The 16856-nt window shown below is 46.5% G+C and carries 17 protein-coding genes; all 17 read left to right on the top strand.

What is annotated here, in order from left to right; all coding sequences use genetic code 11:
* The first annotated feature begins 57 nt into the window (after positions 1 to 57).
* Entirely contained in the window at positions 58 to 666 is a 609-nt protein-coding gene (locus OKS35_RS05530; RefSeq protein WP_074033338.1) for a superoxide dismutase, read from the top strand.
* Positions 667 to 823: 157 nt separating this feature from the next.
* A complete protein-coding gene (locus tag OKS35_RS05525; RefSeq protein ID WP_264092635.1) occupies positions 824 to 2887 on the top strand; it encodes a peptidoglycan D,D-transpeptidase FtsI family protein in 2064 nt (687 codons plus the stop codon).
* 153 nt (positions 2888 to 3040) lie between these two features.
* Entirely contained in the window at positions 3041 to 3979 is a 939-nt protein-coding gene (locus tag OKS35_RS05520; RefSeq protein ID WP_196430860.1) for a PstS family phosphate ABC transporter substrate-binding protein, read from the top strand.
* Between the two features lie 83 nt (positions 3980 to 4062).
* On the top strand, positions 4063 to 5007 hold the full coding sequence (pstC, locus tag OKS35_RS05515; protein ID WP_012726614.1) for a phosphate ABC transporter permease subunit PstC: 945 nt from the start codon (positions 4063 to 4065) through the stop codon (positions 5005 to 5007).
* A gap of 1 nt (position 5008) precedes the next feature.
* Complete coding sequence (gene pstA / locus OKS35_RS05510) at positions 5009 to 5920, top strand: phosphate ABC transporter permease PstA (protein WP_012726613.1); 912 nt, start codon at positions 5009 to 5011, stop codon at positions 5918 to 5920.
* A 110-nt stretch (positions 5921 to 6030) separates the two neighbouring features.
* Positions 6031 to 6792, top strand: a complete 762-nt coding sequence (gene pstB, locus OKS35_RS05505) for a phosphate ABC transporter ATP-binding protein PstB (RefSeq protein WP_224862754.1) — start codon at positions 6031 to 6033, stop codon at positions 6790 to 6792.
* 16 nt (positions 6793 to 6808) lie between these two features.
* On the top strand, positions 6809 to 7471 hold the full coding sequence (phoU, locus tag OKS35_RS05500; protein WP_012726611.1) for a phosphate signaling complex protein PhoU: 663 nt from the start codon (positions 6809 to 6811) through the stop codon (positions 7469 to 7471).
* A gap of 114 nt (positions 7472 to 7585) precedes the next feature.
* Complete coding sequence (locus OKS35_RS05495) at positions 7586 to 8335, top strand: DUF4912 domain-containing protein (protein WP_214684022.1); 750 nt, start codon at positions 7586 to 7588, stop codon at positions 8333 to 8335.
* Between the two features lie 15 nt (positions 8336 to 8350).
* Positions 8351 to 10552, top strand: a complete 2202-nt coding sequence (locus tag OKS35_RS05490) for a 1,4-alpha-glucan branching protein domain-containing protein (protein ID WP_264092634.1) — start codon at positions 8351 to 8353, stop codon at positions 10550 to 10552.
* Between the two features lie 84 nt (positions 10553 to 10636).
* The gene (rpmG, locus tag OKS35_RS05485; RefSeq protein ID WP_255313299.1) at positions 10637 to 10801 is read left to right on the top strand and encodes a 50S ribosomal protein L33; all 165 of its coding nucleotides are present in this window, start codon (positions 10637 to 10639) and stop codon (positions 10799 to 10801) included.
* A gap of 54 nt (positions 10802 to 10855) precedes the next feature.
* Entirely contained in the window at positions 10856 to 11410 is a 555-nt protein-coding gene (locus OKS35_RS05480; protein ID WP_159562476.1) for a 5-formyltetrahydrofolate cyclo-ligase, read from the top strand.
* Positions 11389 to 12159 (top strand): DUF92 domain-containing protein, encoded by a 771-nt coding sequence (locus tag OKS35_RS05475; RefSeq protein ID WP_264092633.1) that lies wholly within the window; start codon positions 11389 to 11391, stop codon positions 12157 to 12159. The genes OKS35_RS05480 and OKS35_RS05475 overlap by 22 nt, the downstream gene beginning before the upstream one ends.
* Before the next feature lie 169 nt (positions 12160 to 12328).
* A complete protein-coding gene (locus OKS35_RS05470) occupies positions 12329 to 13285 on the top strand; it encodes an L-lactate dehydrogenase (protein ID WP_012726605.1) in 957 nt (318 codons plus the stop codon).
* 123 nt (positions 13286 to 13408) lie between these two features.
* Positions 13409 to 14461 (top strand): rhomboid family intramembrane serine protease, encoded by a 1053-nt coding sequence (locus OKS35_RS05465; protein WP_264092632.1) that lies wholly within the window; start codon positions 13409 to 13411, stop codon positions 14459 to 14461.
* 12 nt (positions 14462 to 14473) lie between these two features.
* Positions 14474 to 15496 (top strand): M42 family metallopeptidase, encoded by a 1023-nt coding sequence (locus OKS35_RS05460; protein ID WP_078147123.1) that lies wholly within the window; start codon positions 14474 to 14476, stop codon positions 15494 to 15496.
* On the top strand, positions 15493 to 15687 hold the full coding sequence (locus OKS35_RS05455) for a YqgQ family protein (RefSeq protein ID WP_012726602.1): 195 nt from the start codon (positions 15493 to 15495) through the stop codon (positions 15685 to 15687). Before OKS35_RS05460 ends, OKS35_RS05455 begins: the two co-directional genes overlap by 4 nt.
* A 93-nt stretch (positions 15688 to 15780) precedes the next feature.
* Entirely contained in the window at positions 15781 to 16743 is a 963-nt protein-coding gene (locus OKS35_RS05450) for an ROK family glucokinase (protein ID WP_264092630.1), read from the top strand.
* The last annotated feature ends 113 nt before the right edge of the window (positions 16744 to 16856 follow it).

Genomic DNA, 16856 nt, shown 5'->3' with positions numbered 1-16856 from the left:
TATCTGTTACATTTAAGACGAACGTTGTTCAAAAAACTTTTAAGGGGGATTTTAGTAATGGCTAAATTTGAATTACCACAACTTGATTACGCATATGATGCACTCGAACCACACATTGATGCACGCACGATGGAAATCCACCACACGAAACACCACAACACTTACGTCACAAACGTAAACAATGCACTCGAAGGAAAAGATGTGGAGTACTCTTCACTCGAAGACTTGCTTCAAAAAATCGATTCGCTTCCTGCTGACATTCAAACAGCTGTCCGCAACAACGGTGGCGGTCATTGGAACCACTCGTTCTTCTGGAAGCTCTTGAAGAAAAATGAGAACGGCACACCGTCTGGCGATCTCGCTGCTGCAATCGATGAGTCGTTCGGTAGCTTTGATGCGTTCAAAGACGAATTCACGAAAGCTGCAACGACTCGTTTCGGTTCAGGATGGGCCTGGCTCGTCGTGAAGAACGGGAAACTCGAAGTCACGTCTACACCAAACCAAGACTCACCAATCATGGAAGGTGTTACGCCAATCCTCGGTCTTGATGTATGGGAACATGCTTACTACTTGAACTACCAAAATCGTCGTCCTGACTATATCAACGCATTCTTCCATGTCATCGATTGGGATTATGTGGCGAAATTATACGCTGACGCAAAATAAACTGGTCTTACCCGGGGTTCTTATACGAATCTCGGGTTTTTTTGTGGTTTTCATTAATTTGTAAACAAATTATGATATAGTGAAATTCGGACAAAACGACAGGGATTCCTGTCCTCTATAATATAGAAGGAAATGAACGTGGAGGGAGTAAACGGACTTGGCAAAAAATCGGGTAAAAGTGCCGAAAAAACGGCGAAACCACTTACCGTTACGCTTAAATTTACTATTTTTCATCGTCTTCATTCTATTTGCGACCCTCATTTTTCGATTGGGTGTCGTACAAATCGTGAATGGTGAACTGATTGCTCGGGAAGTACAGAAAACGGAGTCGAGTAAAATCAAATATGAAGTGCCGCGAGGTAAAATCTACGACCGGAACGGTCAAGTGCTGGCGGATACGATTTCAAACTACTCGGTCATGTATCGCCGCTCTCAAGTGACAAAGACGGATGAACGTTTAGACGTCGCGAAAAAATTGGCGGAAATCGTCGACATTCCAAAAGAAGACCGTAAAATGACGGAGCGAGACCGAAAGGATTACTGGATTGCAACGAATCCGGAATTGGCGCAAGAACGGACTCAAGCGTTATTGGAAGAATTATCGGAAGAGGAGCGAGCCGCATTGTCTAACCAAGACGTGGACCGGCTCTTGCTTGATTCAATCACCGAAGAAGAGATCACGTTTGATGATGCGACAGAAGAAATCATCGCCATTAAACACAATATGGAGAGTGGCTATGCACTCGACCCACAGGTCATCAAAATCGGTGCAAGCCCGAAAGAGATGGCGGTCATCGAAGAGAACTTAGAGCAGTTGCCTGGAGTGAGTGTCGAACCTTACTATCAACGGGATTATCCGTATGATGAGACGTTCAAGAGTTTCCTAGGAAGTTATCGTCAAATTCCGGCGGAACAACGTGCATCTTATCAGGCGAAGGGTTACGGGTTGAACGATCGGGTTGGTACCTCCTACTTGGAACAACAGTATGAAGACGTCCTTCGGGGAACGCCGGCCTATGATGTGTTCACGACGTATAAAGGGGAGCCGGTCGGTGAACCGACACGAGTGAGTGGGAATCCAGGGAAAGACATCGTCTTATCGACCGACATCGAGTTCCAAAAAGAAATCGATGAGATCTTGAAAAAGGCGATTCGCGCAGGGCGCTCTGGAAGTCCTCATTTCGACCGAGCATTCGCTGTCGTCATGAATCCACAAACGGGTGAATTGCTCGCCTTATCTGGACAAGAACTCGATTTGGAAACGAACGAATTCAAGGATGTATCGACCGGAACGGTTCTTCGCGCCAGCCAAATCGGATCAACCATCAAAGGGGCGACGGTCGCCTATGGATTCGAAGAAGGTGTCGTGAAACCGGGAGAATATATTTATGATGCTCCGATTCGGATTGGTTCGTCAGTGAAAGCTTCCTACCGGAATATGGGGAACATCAACGACTTAGATGCACTCGCGATGTCATCGAATATCTATATGTTCCAAATTGCTTTGCGTCTGGCTGATTATTACTCGACAGGTCAAATTGTCGGGGAAAATGTCACGCAGGCGTTCGGAACGATGGAACACTACTATAAACAATTCGGTCTCGGAATCGAAACAGGGATCGACTTGCCGTTTGAGTCGACCGGATTCCGTAGCATCCCGGACCGCGTCACGCTTCTAATGGATATGTCGATCGGACAGTATATTTCTTATACTCCGATTCAATTGGCGCAATATACGTCAGCATTGGCGAACGGCGGCTATCGTGTACAACCACACTTGCTGAAAGAAATCATTGAGCCGGGTTCGCTTGATGAGAACAATAAGCAAGTCGTGAGCACGTTCCAACCGAATGCGTTGAATAAAGTCGATATCCAGGATGAATACATTCAACGTGTCCGTGAAGGATATCGTCAAGGGGTTGAATCTGCGTCCGGTTCGTCTCGCATTTTACAGGAGACCGGTATGACGGCTGCAGGTAAAACCGGAACTGCTCAAGCAATCGCGGAAGGGGCAGATGGTCAGGCGAAACGAAATGCGAACGGAGAACCGATTAAGACATTGAACTCAAACCATGTCGGTTGGGCACCGTTCGATGATCCGGAAATCGCTTGGGCGATCATCATGCCTGGACTTGAGGCGGAAGGAATCAATACGCGTGTCGCGCACGACATCATGAAAGCTTACTTTAATCTAGAAGACGTCAATGCAATGCTTCAGTAAAAGAAGTCACTTCGGTGACTTCTTTTTTTGTCTTTACAATTCTTTTACGTTCCGTTTATTTCTCGTTAATAGAAGTTCATTAGGATATTAATTGTAGGACAGAACAACAAATCCACAACAAAAATCAAAGCAAACTCAAGGAGGACGTCACAAATGTCTTGGATGAAAAAATCAGCTTTACTCGCTTCAATCACTTCAGTCGCACTCGTAGGTGCTGCTTGTGGGAACAATGAAGAAGGTGGCGCTGCTGAAGGCGGCGATGCGCTCTCAGGAAAAGTCGTCATGGACGGATCATCAACTGTATTCCCAATCATGGAAGCAGTCGCAGAAGAATTTTCAGCTGAACAACCAGAAGTTGAAGTGACAGTCGGTGTCTCTGGTACGGGTGGCGGCTTCAAACGTTTCGTGACGGGAGAGACAGACTTCTCGAACGCATCACGTGAAATCAAAGAAGAAGAAGCAGCCGAAGCTGAGAAAAACGGTGTGGAATTCACGCAACTCTCGGTTGCACTTGATGGACTTTCGCTTGTTGTTAACCCAGCGAACGATTGGGCACAAGATATCACGATTGAAGAATTGAATAAGATGTGGACGGACACAAGCGTAAAAACATGGAAAGACGTTCGTTCAGACTGGCCAGATGAGGAGATTTCATTCTTCGCACCAGGTAAAGACTCAGGTACATTTGACTTCTTCAATGAAGCCGTCCTTGACGATACGGACATTCGTGAAGACGCACAATTGTCAGAGGATGACAACGTCCTCGTCACGGGTGTAGCTGGAACAGAAGGTGCAATCGGATTCTTCGGATATGCATACTACATCGAAAACCAAGACACGCTTCGTGCCATGGCAGTCGAGGGTGTAGAGCCAACTCCAGAAACAATCAATGACCTTTCTTATCCACTCTCACGTGAAATCTACACGTACGTCAACAACGCTTCGTTGAAAGACAAAGAGCAAGTTGCAGAATTCGCACGCTTCATGAACGAAAACGCAGGTGCGCTCTCTGAAGAAGTAGGATATGTCGGTATGGAACAAGCGCGTTACGACGAAAACATGAAGATGATCGACGAAATCGCTGGAGAATAAGATGATAGGTGGCAGAAGGTGAGACACGGTCTCGCCTTCTCGCCATGCTTTCTAGTATGAAGAGGTAGGGAGCGATACACGAGATGAATGAACCGAACAATAAGCTTTCGATTCGAGAGATGATTCAACAAAATAAACAAAAGAAATATAGTACGACGAACGTGTTTGATAAAATCATGCCCTTCTTATTATTCTTGAGCGCATTCGTATCGGTCGTCACGACCATTGGTATTGCGTTCACACTAGGCTTTGAGCTATTCAAGTTCTTTGAACGAGTCCCTGTCGCAGAATTTTTAGGATCGACAGAATGGTACCCGCTTAGTGCAGATCAGCGCTTCGGGGTATGGGCCCTTGTCATGGGAACACTCCAAATTACTGTGATTGCGATGATTGTAGCCGTCCCACTCGGTTTGGCGTCTGCGATTTATTTAAGTGAATACGCCTCTGAACGGGCACGACGTGTATTGAAACCAATTCTAGAAGTGTTGGCCGGTGTGCCGACCATCGTATTCGGTTTCTTCGCCTTGTCATTCATTACACCGATTCTGCAAGCACTCATCCCAGGACTTCAAATTTACAATGCACTCAGCCCAGGGATTGTCGTCGGGATTATGATTATTCCGATGATTGCCTCGATTTCTGAGGATGCAATGAGTGCTGTTCCGAAGAAAATTCGGGACGGTGCGCTCGGTTTAGGTGCGACACGTCTTGAAGTGGCGACGAAAGTTGTCATGCCTGCAGCGACGTCTGGGATTATTGCCTCTATCGTTCTCGGTATGAGCCGTGCGATTGGTGAGACGATGATTGTAACGATCGCTGGTGGTTCACAGCCAAACTTCGAGTTCAATCCACTCAATGCGATTCAGACGATGACAGCATATATCGTTCAAATCGCAAAAGGTGATGCAGGTTACGGCACAATCGAATATTACAGTATCTATGCGGTCGGTGCGTTGTTGTTCGTCTTTACCTTATTGATGAACCTATTCGCAAACTGGGTGACGCGCCGCTTCAGAGAGGAGTACTAATATGGCTTTACCGAACAGTGAGTTCAAGAATACGAAGAACTTGATGAATCGTGAGACCGTGTCTCAACGAATTAAACGACGTTTACAATTGAATGAAATATTTAAGTACATCTTTTTGGCGGGACTGGTCTTTGCACTCGTCGTCTTATCGACGTTGATTTATGACATCGTGTCAAAAGGTGCAGGATGGGTCGATCTCGATTTCTTGCGCAACTTCCCGTCGCGCCGTCCTGAACAGGCTGGATTATATCCTGCGTTGATTGGGTCATTATGGCTCATGCTATTGATCGTGCCGATGGTGTTCGTCATCGGTGTTGGAGCGGCGATTTACTTGGAAGAATATGCTCCGAAAAATCGCATGACTTCATTTATTGAAGTCAATATTTCGAACTTGGCTGGCGTTCCGTCAATCGTATTCGGATTGCTTGGATTGACGATTTTCGTTCGAGTCATGGAATTAGGGAACTCGATTATGGCCGGTGCCTTGACGCTCGGTCTCATGAGTTTGCCGATTGTCATCGTGGCCTCACAGGAAGCGCTACGAGCAGTCAAAATGGAATTACGACACGCTTCACTAGCGCTCGGTGCATCGAAGTGGCAGACGACATTTAACGTCGTGTTACCTTCGGCGTTACCAGGGATCATTACGGGGATTATCCTAGCGGTTTCCCGGGCGATTGGTGAAACGGCTCCACTCATCATGGTCGGAGCGGCAACATTCATTTCAACGACACCGAGTAACATTTTTTCTGACTTCACGGCCCTCCCGATCCAGATTTACAACTGGACGAGCCGACCACAAGCAGAGTTCCAAAACTTAGCGGCAGCAGGGATCATCGTACTTATGACGATGCTCATCGCGATGAACTCGGTTGCAATCTATATTCGAAACAAATATACAAATCGACACTAAGTCTTTTTTGCAGATGAATGAGGAGGAAGCTCGAGATGATGAAACAACAAGAGCTCAACAAAGGAGATCAAAACGTGAATACAACTACGACAGAACCGACAACGACTGAGATGAAAAAAGATAGCGCCTATGTCGTCAACAATTTGAACTTGTGGTATGGAGAAGACCAGGCTTTGATTGACGTCAACCTCGATATTAAAAAGAATGAAGTCACGGCGATTATCGGACCATCTGGGTGCGGAAAATCGACGTTCATCAAGACGTTAAATCGGATGGTCGAACTCGTGCCATCGGTTCGGACGAACGGTGAAATTTTATACCATGGTCGTAACATCTTCGATCGCGGATACAAGGTGGAAGATTTGCGTACGTCGGTCGGGATGGTATTCCAACAACCGAACCCGTTCCCAAAATCGGTCTATGACAACGTGGCATACGGACCGCGGACGCACGGAATCAAAAATAAGAAAGTACTCGATGAAATTGTCGAGCGTTCATTACGTGGTGCGGCAATCTGGGATGAAGTAAAAGATCGATTGAATGAGAATGCGTACGGACTTTCAGGTGGACAACAACAACGTCTCTGTATCGCGCGTACGTTAGCGATTGAACCGGATGTCATCTTAATGGACGAGCCGACGTCTGCCCTTGATCCGATCTCTACATTGAAAGTGGAAGAATTGGTACAAGAGCTGAAAGAACAATATTCAATCATCATCGTGACACATAACATGCAACAAGCTGCCCGTGTTTCGGATAAAACGGCATTCTTCTTAAATGGAGAAGTTGTCGAGTTCGATGTAACAGATAAGATTTTCTCGAATCCATCTGACAAACGGACGGAAGACTATATTTCTGGCCGTTTCGGTTAAGGAGGAGACTGGATTGATGGCACAAAACCGCACATTTTTTGATACGAAGTTGACTGAATTAGAAGATAAAGTTGTTCGATTGGCAAACTTGACGATGCGCCAAACGGCGACGGCAATCGAAGTGTTGGAAAAACATGATCTCGAATTGGCTAAAACCGTGATTGATAACGATAACGAGTTAGACGAGTTGGAGTTGACAATCAATGACGAAGCGATTCTATTGATTGCAAAACAGCAACCAGTCGCGACTGACTTACGACGTCTGATTGTGACGATGAAATCAGCGACAGACCTTGAACGCATCGCGGACTATGCGACAAACATCGCAAAAGCAGTGACACGAATCGAGCACGTTCCTTATGTGCTTGACATCCAACCGCTCAAGAAGATGGCCGAGCAGTTGATTGACATGCTTGAACTGGCAACACGTGCCTATCGTAAAGGTGAAGTGAGCCGTGTTCGTGAACTCAATGAGATGGACCGCGTGATTGATGACATCAATCTAACGGTGATTAAACAATATATCGGTTCTCTTCCGGCCATGACGGTTGGGACGAACGATGTATACGAATTCTCGAACATTGCTCGATACCTCGAACGGATGGGCGATCATGTGACGAACTTCGGAGAACATTTAATTTTCCTCGAAAAAGGGAAACATTATGATTTGAATCAATAAGATTAGTGGTAAAGAACAACAGTGCTGTTGTTCTTTATTTTTTTGGGCAGGAATACAAACTCAAGGAGCGAATAATAGTCTACATGGATTTTACATGAAGGGAGCCATATAGAGATGGAAGAGAAAATCGTATCCTTGAAACAACAAGGTCTTACGTTAAAACAGATTGCGGCAGAATTAGACGTCCCGATTGGCAAAGTCCAATACGCATGGCGTAAATGGAGAAATCAGCAACAGGAAGTGGAGGCGGTTGCCCCTGTGAAAAAAAAGCGTGAAACGAAGAAAGCAAAGACGTCGGTGACGACCTCACGCAAACAAGTGGCATCAGCGAAAGAGACGGCCAACGTGTCGACTTCTCCACTTCTTGAAAAGGGTCCGGAAGGATACTGGAAGCTACCCGATCGGTACAACGTGGACTTTATGCATGCGGTCGTACAGTCTCCAAACGCAGTGTATGTATGCTGGGAAGTATCTGATCTCGTGAAAGAAACGTTAGTGCTTCAATTTATGCGACGCTGGGAAGAATTGCCGAAGGCGTTTCGCATCCTTGATGTTACGTTACTTGATTACAATAGCGGTCACGCAAACCGCTCCTATACATTCGATCTTCCTGAAATGACGAACAGCTGGTTCGTTCGCCCTCTCGACCCGAATACGACATATGTGTTTGAATTTGGGATTCGGACGATGGAAGGGGAGTTTCTCCCAATCGTCGCATCAAATCCGCTTGATACGCCGCGGGCAGAACCAGTTGGAGTCGGACGATTCGCAGAACCGGTCCGACGTTGGCAATACGGGGAAGTTGATTCTCCAGAACTACTTGATACGTTACCAAAATATGCAGCATACCGACTCGTGCGTTAAGGAGGACTTTTTATTATGAAACCTGGGTACTTTTCACTCGTCCTTCATGCTCATTTACCGTACGTTAGGCATGAAGAGAAACACCGTTTAGAAGAAAGATGGGTTTACGAGGCCATCTCTGAGACATATCTTCCGATTCTATGGCAAGTCGATCGCTTGAAGCGTCCCTTGCATTGGACGGTTAGTATTTCCCCACCTGTCGTTGAAATGCTTGCCGATCCTCTCATTCAGGATCGCTATGTGGAGCACTTAGACGATATGCTCGAATTGATTGCCCTCGAATTGTCTGAGGACCGAACAGACGAAGAAACAGCGACGTTACATTTTTATCGTCAACGATACCACGATTTAAAAAATACGTTCCTCCATTGGAATAAAAATTTGAATGAGGCGTTCCGTACATATCGTGAGGCAGGTTATATTGACATGGTGACATGTACGGCAACCCATGGCTTTAATCCACATCTCTTCACGGAACAGGCGGCGCGTGCTGAGATTCGCACAGGTTTGAACTGTTTCGAACGTCATTATGGGTTCCGTCCAACAGGCATCTGGTTACCAGAGTGTGCTTATACACCAGGAGTTGATCGGATTCTTTATGAAGAAGGAATTCGCTACACATTTGTCGATGAACATGCTCTTCTCGACGCAGATCCGACGCCAGAGAAAGGAATTGGAGCCCCTGTTTATTCACCACATGGCGTCGCGTTGTTCCCGCGGGATCAAATCATCTCAGGTAAAATTTGGAGTTCGATGATCGGATATCCAGGCCATCCGGATTATCGTGAGTTTTACCGCGATTTGGCATACGATCGGGACTGGGACTATATCCAGTCCTTCATGCATCCGGAAGGAATTCGTTTTGATACGGGTTTAAAAATGCACCGGATTACGGGTGATACGGATCAAAAGGATTTCTACGTGCGCGAATGGGCGGAACATCAAATTGAAAACCATGCGACCGATTTTGCCAAAACGTTAGAATCACATCTTGAAGCGCACGGTGCTCAGACATTCCCACCATTTTTAGTCACGGCTCCGTTCGATGCGGAGTTGTTCGGTCACTGGTGGTTTGAGGGGCCAGAGTTTCTTGGGAAAGTAGCAGAGAGACTTGCTGAATTTGGAATTGAAACCATCACGCCAGCGCTCTTCCTTGAACGTCACTTTAAAGATTTACAGACGGTCCACGTGTCGATGAATACATGGGGACGTAAAGGTTATGGTGAAGTTTGGATTAACGAAAGAAATGAGTGGATGCTTCGTCATTTGCACATGATGGAGATGCAACTCGTAAAAGATGTGGCGGACTATCGTAATCAATCGGAAGCGACGAATCGCGCCTTGAAACAATTAATCCGTCATTACGTATTGGCTGTGTCGAGTGACTGGGCGTTCATCTTGGATGGGCAAACGACGGCACAGTATGCCGCCGAACGGTTCCGTGAACACACACGACTCTTTGCAGAACTGGAAACGGCACTCTATCAGGATGGAGTATCCGAACAGTTGCTACATGATCATTACGCTGCATATCCATTTCTTCAGGATGAAGACATCGATATTGATTCGTTCCTATCTCCTCACGATTACTATGTGACAACCGAGCGGGAAGAAGAAAAACCAGCCATTTTGGTGCTCACGCCTGAATATCACGGTCATATCGTCGGAGGACTCGGAAGACGGGTCGTCGACGAAATCGAGGCGAGAGCGGACGATGGCGAAGTCGTCTATGTATTAACGCCATATCATGACGAGTTGCCTGAGTATGAGCGACAAGGAAACATACATGTGTATCGTGTTCGTCCAACTAGTCCATTTTTAGAGCATGTCATGAACCAGGTGGCAACACAAAATATCGCCTATGTAAAACTGGTTCATGAACTTTCGAAACGTGTTTCCTTCAAAGTGGTTCACCACTTCGATTGGATGACGATTCCTGCTGCAAGAGAACTTGCGCAATCCCTTGCGCTTCCGTTATACTCAACTATGTTGTCCTTTGAAGCGACTCGCAATCCGCATGGTCACGGTGGTTTATTCGATGCAATCCATCGAATCGAAAACAGCGTGTTTTCTGCATCAGAACGCGTTTATGTCGGTGAAGAGATCTCGATTCACGACCTGAAACAATGGTATAACGTGAGTGAGAACGTCAACACATGCCTACCTCTTGAGACTTCTCCGTATGGACAGGAATCAATGAAAAAGAACGTGAAATAACCTTGCTTTTTCACAAGAAACTTGGTAGGATAATTGAGTATGCTTAGACTGTAAAGCAAAAGCACTTGATACAACATCATTAAGATGGGAGTGAAAGAAATGCGCGTTAAAATTACATTAGCTTGCACAGAAACAGGCGATCGCACGTACATCACGAAGAAAAACAAACGTAACAACCCTGAGCGCCTCGAGTTGCGCAAATACAACCCACGTCTCCGTCGTCACACGCTTTACCGCGAAGTGAAGTAATGAGGGACCGGCCGTCACATATGTGGCGGCTTTTTTTGTAAGGAGGAATACGTTGTGGAAGAGAAAACAGCGCTGCGGCGCACGATTCATCAATACATCAAACAAATGGCGGATCGACATCATGCGGACGAAGTCATTCACCAATCATTATTTGCCTCGGACTTATGGATTGAAAGTCAAACAATCGCGCTAACGTTGTCACTCCCTCTAGAAATTGATACGTCCCCGATTATTCATATGGCCTTTAAAGAAGGAAAAACGGTCTGCGTCCCGAAAGTAACGGAGCGGGGACTTACGTTTCACATCATTCATTCATTTGATGATTTGGAAGAGGGAGTCATGAATATTTTAGAGCCGACCACTCCAGCGACTACGCAAGTGATCGACCTTTGTCTTGTTCCGGGGCGCGTTTTCGATCGAACCGGTTATCGCATCGGTTGGGGTGGGGGCTATTATGATCGCTATTTAAAAACCTATAAAGGTAGAACACTTGCTTTGGCATATACCGTTCAGATTGTCGATCAAGTACCAACTGAGCCGCACGACCTACCCGTTCAATGGATCGTGACAGAGAAGGAGATGATTCAGTGTTCGCCATATTCGCTGTAACTTGTTTCGTCGCCTATCTCGGTTATCGGTTACGCTCGTTGACTCGTTCTGGGGCACTGTTGACGATAGTGACCGGTTCGGTGATTGGATTCTCCTTCGGATGGTTCGGTCTATACTTGCTTGGGGTGTTTTTTTCGACTTCTTCTCTCGCTTCGAAATATCGCTCTCGCGATAAAGAAGGAGTAGATGAGATTGTCGAGAAGACGGGGGCTCGTGATGCCATGCAAGTGTTGGCTAACGGTGGGGTCGGGATTTTATGTGCACTCGGTTATCAGTTTACAAATGATCCGGTCTACCTCTATATGTATGTCGTGTCCATCGCGGCAGCGACGAGCGATACGTGGGGATCTGAATTTGGTGTCCTCTCGAAGCGGAAACCTCGGTTCATGTTTACCTTTAAGCGAGTCGAACCGGGAATGAGTGGGGCCGTCTCGACATTCGGTACCGTCATGTCGATGTTTGGTGCATTGTTGATTGTCATATCCTCTCTTGTTTTCATTGACTTAAGCATCACGCTTCTTCTTATATTATGGGTGATTGGATTAACTGGTAGTATGATTGATACGCTACTTGGTGCGACCGTCCAACGAACGTTTCGTTGTGCTGTTTGTGGAAAGTTGACCGAGCAAAAAATACATCACGACGTGCCGACGAGTTACGTGTCGGGATGGCGTTTTCTCGGAAATGATGCGGTTAATTTTCTTTCGGTTTGTGGGGCAACGATGATTTGTTTTTTTGTGTTTGGATGAGGGTAGTACAGAAAATGAAGGTGTTCCAAACGAATGTGAATATTGTCACAATATCGCCAAAGTGAAAACGGTTTCCGCTGTAGTTAGAGTTTGTGAATGATGTTACAATCTATTTGTAACAGAGATAACAAAAACATGAAACAGATTGTTTGAAGGGTGGAGAATCATTATGGAAACATTAAATCATGCTAAAGTAACACGAGTCGCACTTGTAGGGGCAGGGGCAGTAGGTGCGAGTTTTGCTTACCAGTTGACGACAGCTAGTCTATGTGAAGAACTTGTCATCATCGATATTAATAAAGCCAAGGCAGAAGGAGAAGCGATGGACTTGAACCATGGGGTTTCATTCGCTTCATCACCAATGCGCGTCTGGGCAGGGGACTATTCGGATTGTGGCGTCGCTGACATCGTAGTCATCACTGCTGGCGCACCACAGCGTCCAGGTGAAACACGTCTTGATCTCGTTGAAAAAAATGCGAAGATTATGAAATCTATGATTTCAGACATCATGGACTCTGGTTTTGACGGAATTATCATTATTGCTTCAAACCCGGTCGACATCATGACACATCTCGCATGGAAATATTCTGGTCTTCCGAAACATCGTGTCTTTGGTTCAGGAACAGTGCTTGATACGTCTCGCTTGCGTTACATGCTCGGAGACTATTTCAACGTCGACCCGCGTAACTGTCACGCCTACATTATGGGTGAGCATGGTGATACTGAGTTTGCTGCCTGGAGCAACGCTCGTATATATGGAAAATCGGTCGAGCAACTACTTGAAGAGCATGATGAGTATAGTTGGGAAGACCTTGAAGACATTTATGTCAACGTTCGTGACGCAGCATATCATATCATTGAACGTAAAGGTGCGACGTACTATGCGATTGGACTCGGTCTCCTTCGGTTGGTCAAGGCTGTCCTTCGTAACGAGAATACGTTGTTGACAGTCGGTGCCCATCTTGATGGTGAGTATGGATTGCACGATATCCATATCGGTGTACCAGCGATTATCAACCGTCAAGGCGTTCGTGAAGTCGTTGAGATTGAGTTGTCACAAGAAGAGCATGAGAAAATGCAACATTCTGCGAACGTACTCATGAAAACGATGGAACCTGTCTTGTAATCTCCATCCTTTTGAAACCCGTAGCCATATGGTTACGGGTTTTTGTACATATAGAACGAATCATCGTTTGGTCGTCTGTCGTCTCGTGATTTACAATAGAATTGAGAGAGAGGAGGGGTTTCGTTGGCGACAACTTGTTTTTGGGAAGATATATATCGAAAGGTCGAAAACGGTGGGCGAATTGAAGGCATACTCGAACCCTCCCGTGCGGTCATCTTGTTCGATACAAAAGCAGGTGATCGGTATGATTTGTTCATTCAGACTGAAAAAGCATGGGCGAATCATGTTGGGACGGATATAGACGCGATTTTGAACGCATTTCGCTTATCTCGTATCGGGCGGAAGCGATTGACCATTCATGTCTATGGCGAGCGCCTTGTGGATGAAGAGCGTGTGGACTCGTTGACGTTCCAAATCCCTGCGAAAGTGACATTGTCTCGTTCGATTTGCACACCGACTATGGAAGAGGACCGGTTCCGAATGCTAGCGGTCTCCCTCGACCGAAAAAAGAAAGCAGAGCTGAAGAAACGATTTTCCTTTGGGAAACCACAAGTGGTATATGGGCTACTGTTCATCACTTTTTTAGTCATGTGGTTAGCGGAATCGGTCGGTTCGACTCTTGATCCAAACACGTTAATCGCATTCGGGGCCAAAGTGAACCCGTTGATTGAACAAGGGGAATGGTGGCGTTTGATTACACCGATGTTCCTGCATATTGGTTGGTTCCACTTTGCGATTAATATGTTTGCACTCTGGTCGCTCGGTCCGCTCGTTGAACGGATGTATGGCTCCATACGATTTTTAATCATCTATCTGCTAAGTGGAATATTAGCGACATCCACATCGTTTGCATTCAGCGAATCGATATCAGCAGGCGCTTCAGGGGCGCTATTTGGATTGGTCGGTGCGCTCTTGTACTTTGGGTTGCGGGATCGTTCTCTCTTCATGAAGACGCTCGGACCTCCGCTCTTTATTATGTTAGGATTAAACGTAGGACTTGCGTTTGTATTAGGTGCAGGTCTTGACCATTTCGCGCATGCGGGAGGTCTGATTGGTGGTTTTGTCGTCTCGGGGGTCGTCGGGCTACCGGATGAGAAGAACCGTATACAACGAATCTTATTTTCCGTACTCACCATCTCGATGTTTGGACTATTCGTCGGGTACGGATTTTGGTAAGGGGAGAATTCAATGATTGAAACATTAAAAACACTCGTTAACATCCCGAGTCCTTCCGGGATGACGGAAGAGGCCATCCGCTTCGCGGAGCAAGAATTGAATGCACTGGGTGTCAAGACGTCACGTCTACATAAAGGGGCACTGCTGGCCACATTTTCAGGTCGTTCTGGCAAGGCGCGTCTGTTGACGGCACACGTGGACACACTCGGTGCGATGGTCAAAGACATCTTGCCGAGCGGGCGTCTTCGTTTGACTCAAGTGGGAGGATACGCATGGACGGCGATTGAGGGAGAGAACTGCCTCGTCCACCGTGAAGAAGGAGAGGCGATTGAAGGAACGATCTTGATCCATCAGTCAAGTGTTCACGTCTATAAGGACACGAACTCTGCCGAGCGATCTGCATCAAACATCGAAGTCCGATTGGATGAAAAAGTGCATTCTCGTGAAGATGTGACGGCGCTTGGGATTGAGATCGGGGACTTCGTTTCATTCGACCCTCGCTTTCAAGTGACCTCTTCAGGATACGTGAAATCACGCCACTTGGATGATAAGGCGTCGGTCGCCATTCTATTGGACCTTGCGAAAGACTTAATCCGTTATGACTTACCGCATACCGTTCACTTCTTGATCTCGAATTATGAAGAGGTCGGATTTGGAGGGAACGCGGGTATTCCGGAAGACGTCGTGGAATACATTGCCGTTGATATGGGTGCGCTCGGGGATGGACAGCATTCCGATGAGTATACAGTCTCGATTTGTGCCAAGGATTCATCTGGACCGTATGATATCGGGTTACGACGGAAGTTCACGGCGTTATGTAAAGCTCATGAGATCGCGTATAAGGTAGATATTTATCCGTACTATGGGTCAGATGCGTCAGCGGCGATTCGAGCAGGGTATGATGTGCGACATGCCTTGATTGGGCCAGGAATCGAATCGAGCCATAGTTATGAGCGAACGCATCTGTCATCAATGGAAGCAACGCGAGAATTGTTAAATCGTTATGTACAATCGACGATGGAGGAAGAAGCATGAAAAACTTTTATGATGTCCAACAGTTTTTAAAATCGTTCGGTACCATTATTTACATCGGAGAACGGGATGCTGAAATCTCACTCATGATGATGGAACTCGACGAATTGTATGAAGGGGGCATCATCGAACAACGTGTGTACGATACGGCCAAAATCATTTTGACCCACGAATTAAAAAATTCAACAGATTGACAGAAATCCCCTTAGTGCAAAGGGTTGCACTAAGGGGATAATAGTGTACACTATTCAATGAAAGCGATTTAGTTGAGATGAGGAGTGAACGGTATGAAATGGTTATTAGGTATCGACATCGGTGGTACGACGGTGAAGATGGCCGTTTTAGACATGAACGGCATCATTTCGGATAAGTGGGAAGTCAAAACGGATATTCGAGAGAATGGTGTACATATTCCAAAAGACATCGCAGCTTCTTTTGAAACATACTTACAAACATCAGGTAAGAAGAAAGAAGATTTTGCGGGTGCGGGAATCGGGGCACCAGGATTCGTCGACTTCTCAGAAGGAGTTGTCGAATATTCTCCGAACATCGGGTGGAAAGATTTTGCACTCGTGAGTGAGTTCGAAAAAGCAGTCGGTCTTCCGGCCGTGCTCGAAAATGATGCGAACGCCGCGGCCCTTGGTGAGATGTGGAAAGGTGCCGGCGAAGGGGCGTCAGAATTATTGGCGATCACGCTCGGTACAGGTGTCGGTGGTGGCGTGATCACGAACGGGAATATCGTTCATGGGACGGCAGGAATGGCCGGAGAAATCGGGCATATTACCGTGGAACGAGACGAAACGAAGGCTGTGAAGTGTGGTTGTGGTCGCCTCGGGTGTATCGAGACGATTGCTTCAGCGACCGGCATCTCGCGTCTGGCGTTACAGAAGCGTAAGAATCAAGATACTTCATTAAACGAGATAAAAGAAGTGACTGCACGTGACGTGTTTGAAGCATATAAGGCTGGTGACTCGATCGCGACAGAAGTCATTGACGAGATGACGGAATACCTCGGCTTGACCATCTCGAACATCGCGAACACGCTCAATCCGAAAATGATTGTCATCGGTGGAGGCGTCTCAAAAGCTGGCGACGCGTTATTGGAGCCGCTTGATGCACAGTTCAAACGGTTTGCGCTCGAGCGGGTATACGAGTCGACAACATTCAAAATCGCTGAACTCGAAAACGATGCCGGTGTGATTGGATGTGCTTGGCTGGCACGGAAACACTTCCTTCCGACACGGGTATGAAACGGACGCGTCTGCACATTGCAGGCGTGTTTTTTTGTGGGAAAGGGTATGGGATATTGTAAAATTTGTAACGTCACAGTTGATTTTTTATTAAAAAAGGGGTAAGATTTGGA

Source organism: Exiguobacterium sp. N5, assembly GCF_025842465.1.
GTDB lineage: Bacteria > Bacillota > Bacilli > Exiguobacteriales > Exiguobacteriaceae > Exiguobacterium > Exiguobacterium profundum.
Note: the sequence above shows the minus strand (reverse complement) of the source record. Positions and strands in the feature narration are given on the sequence as shown.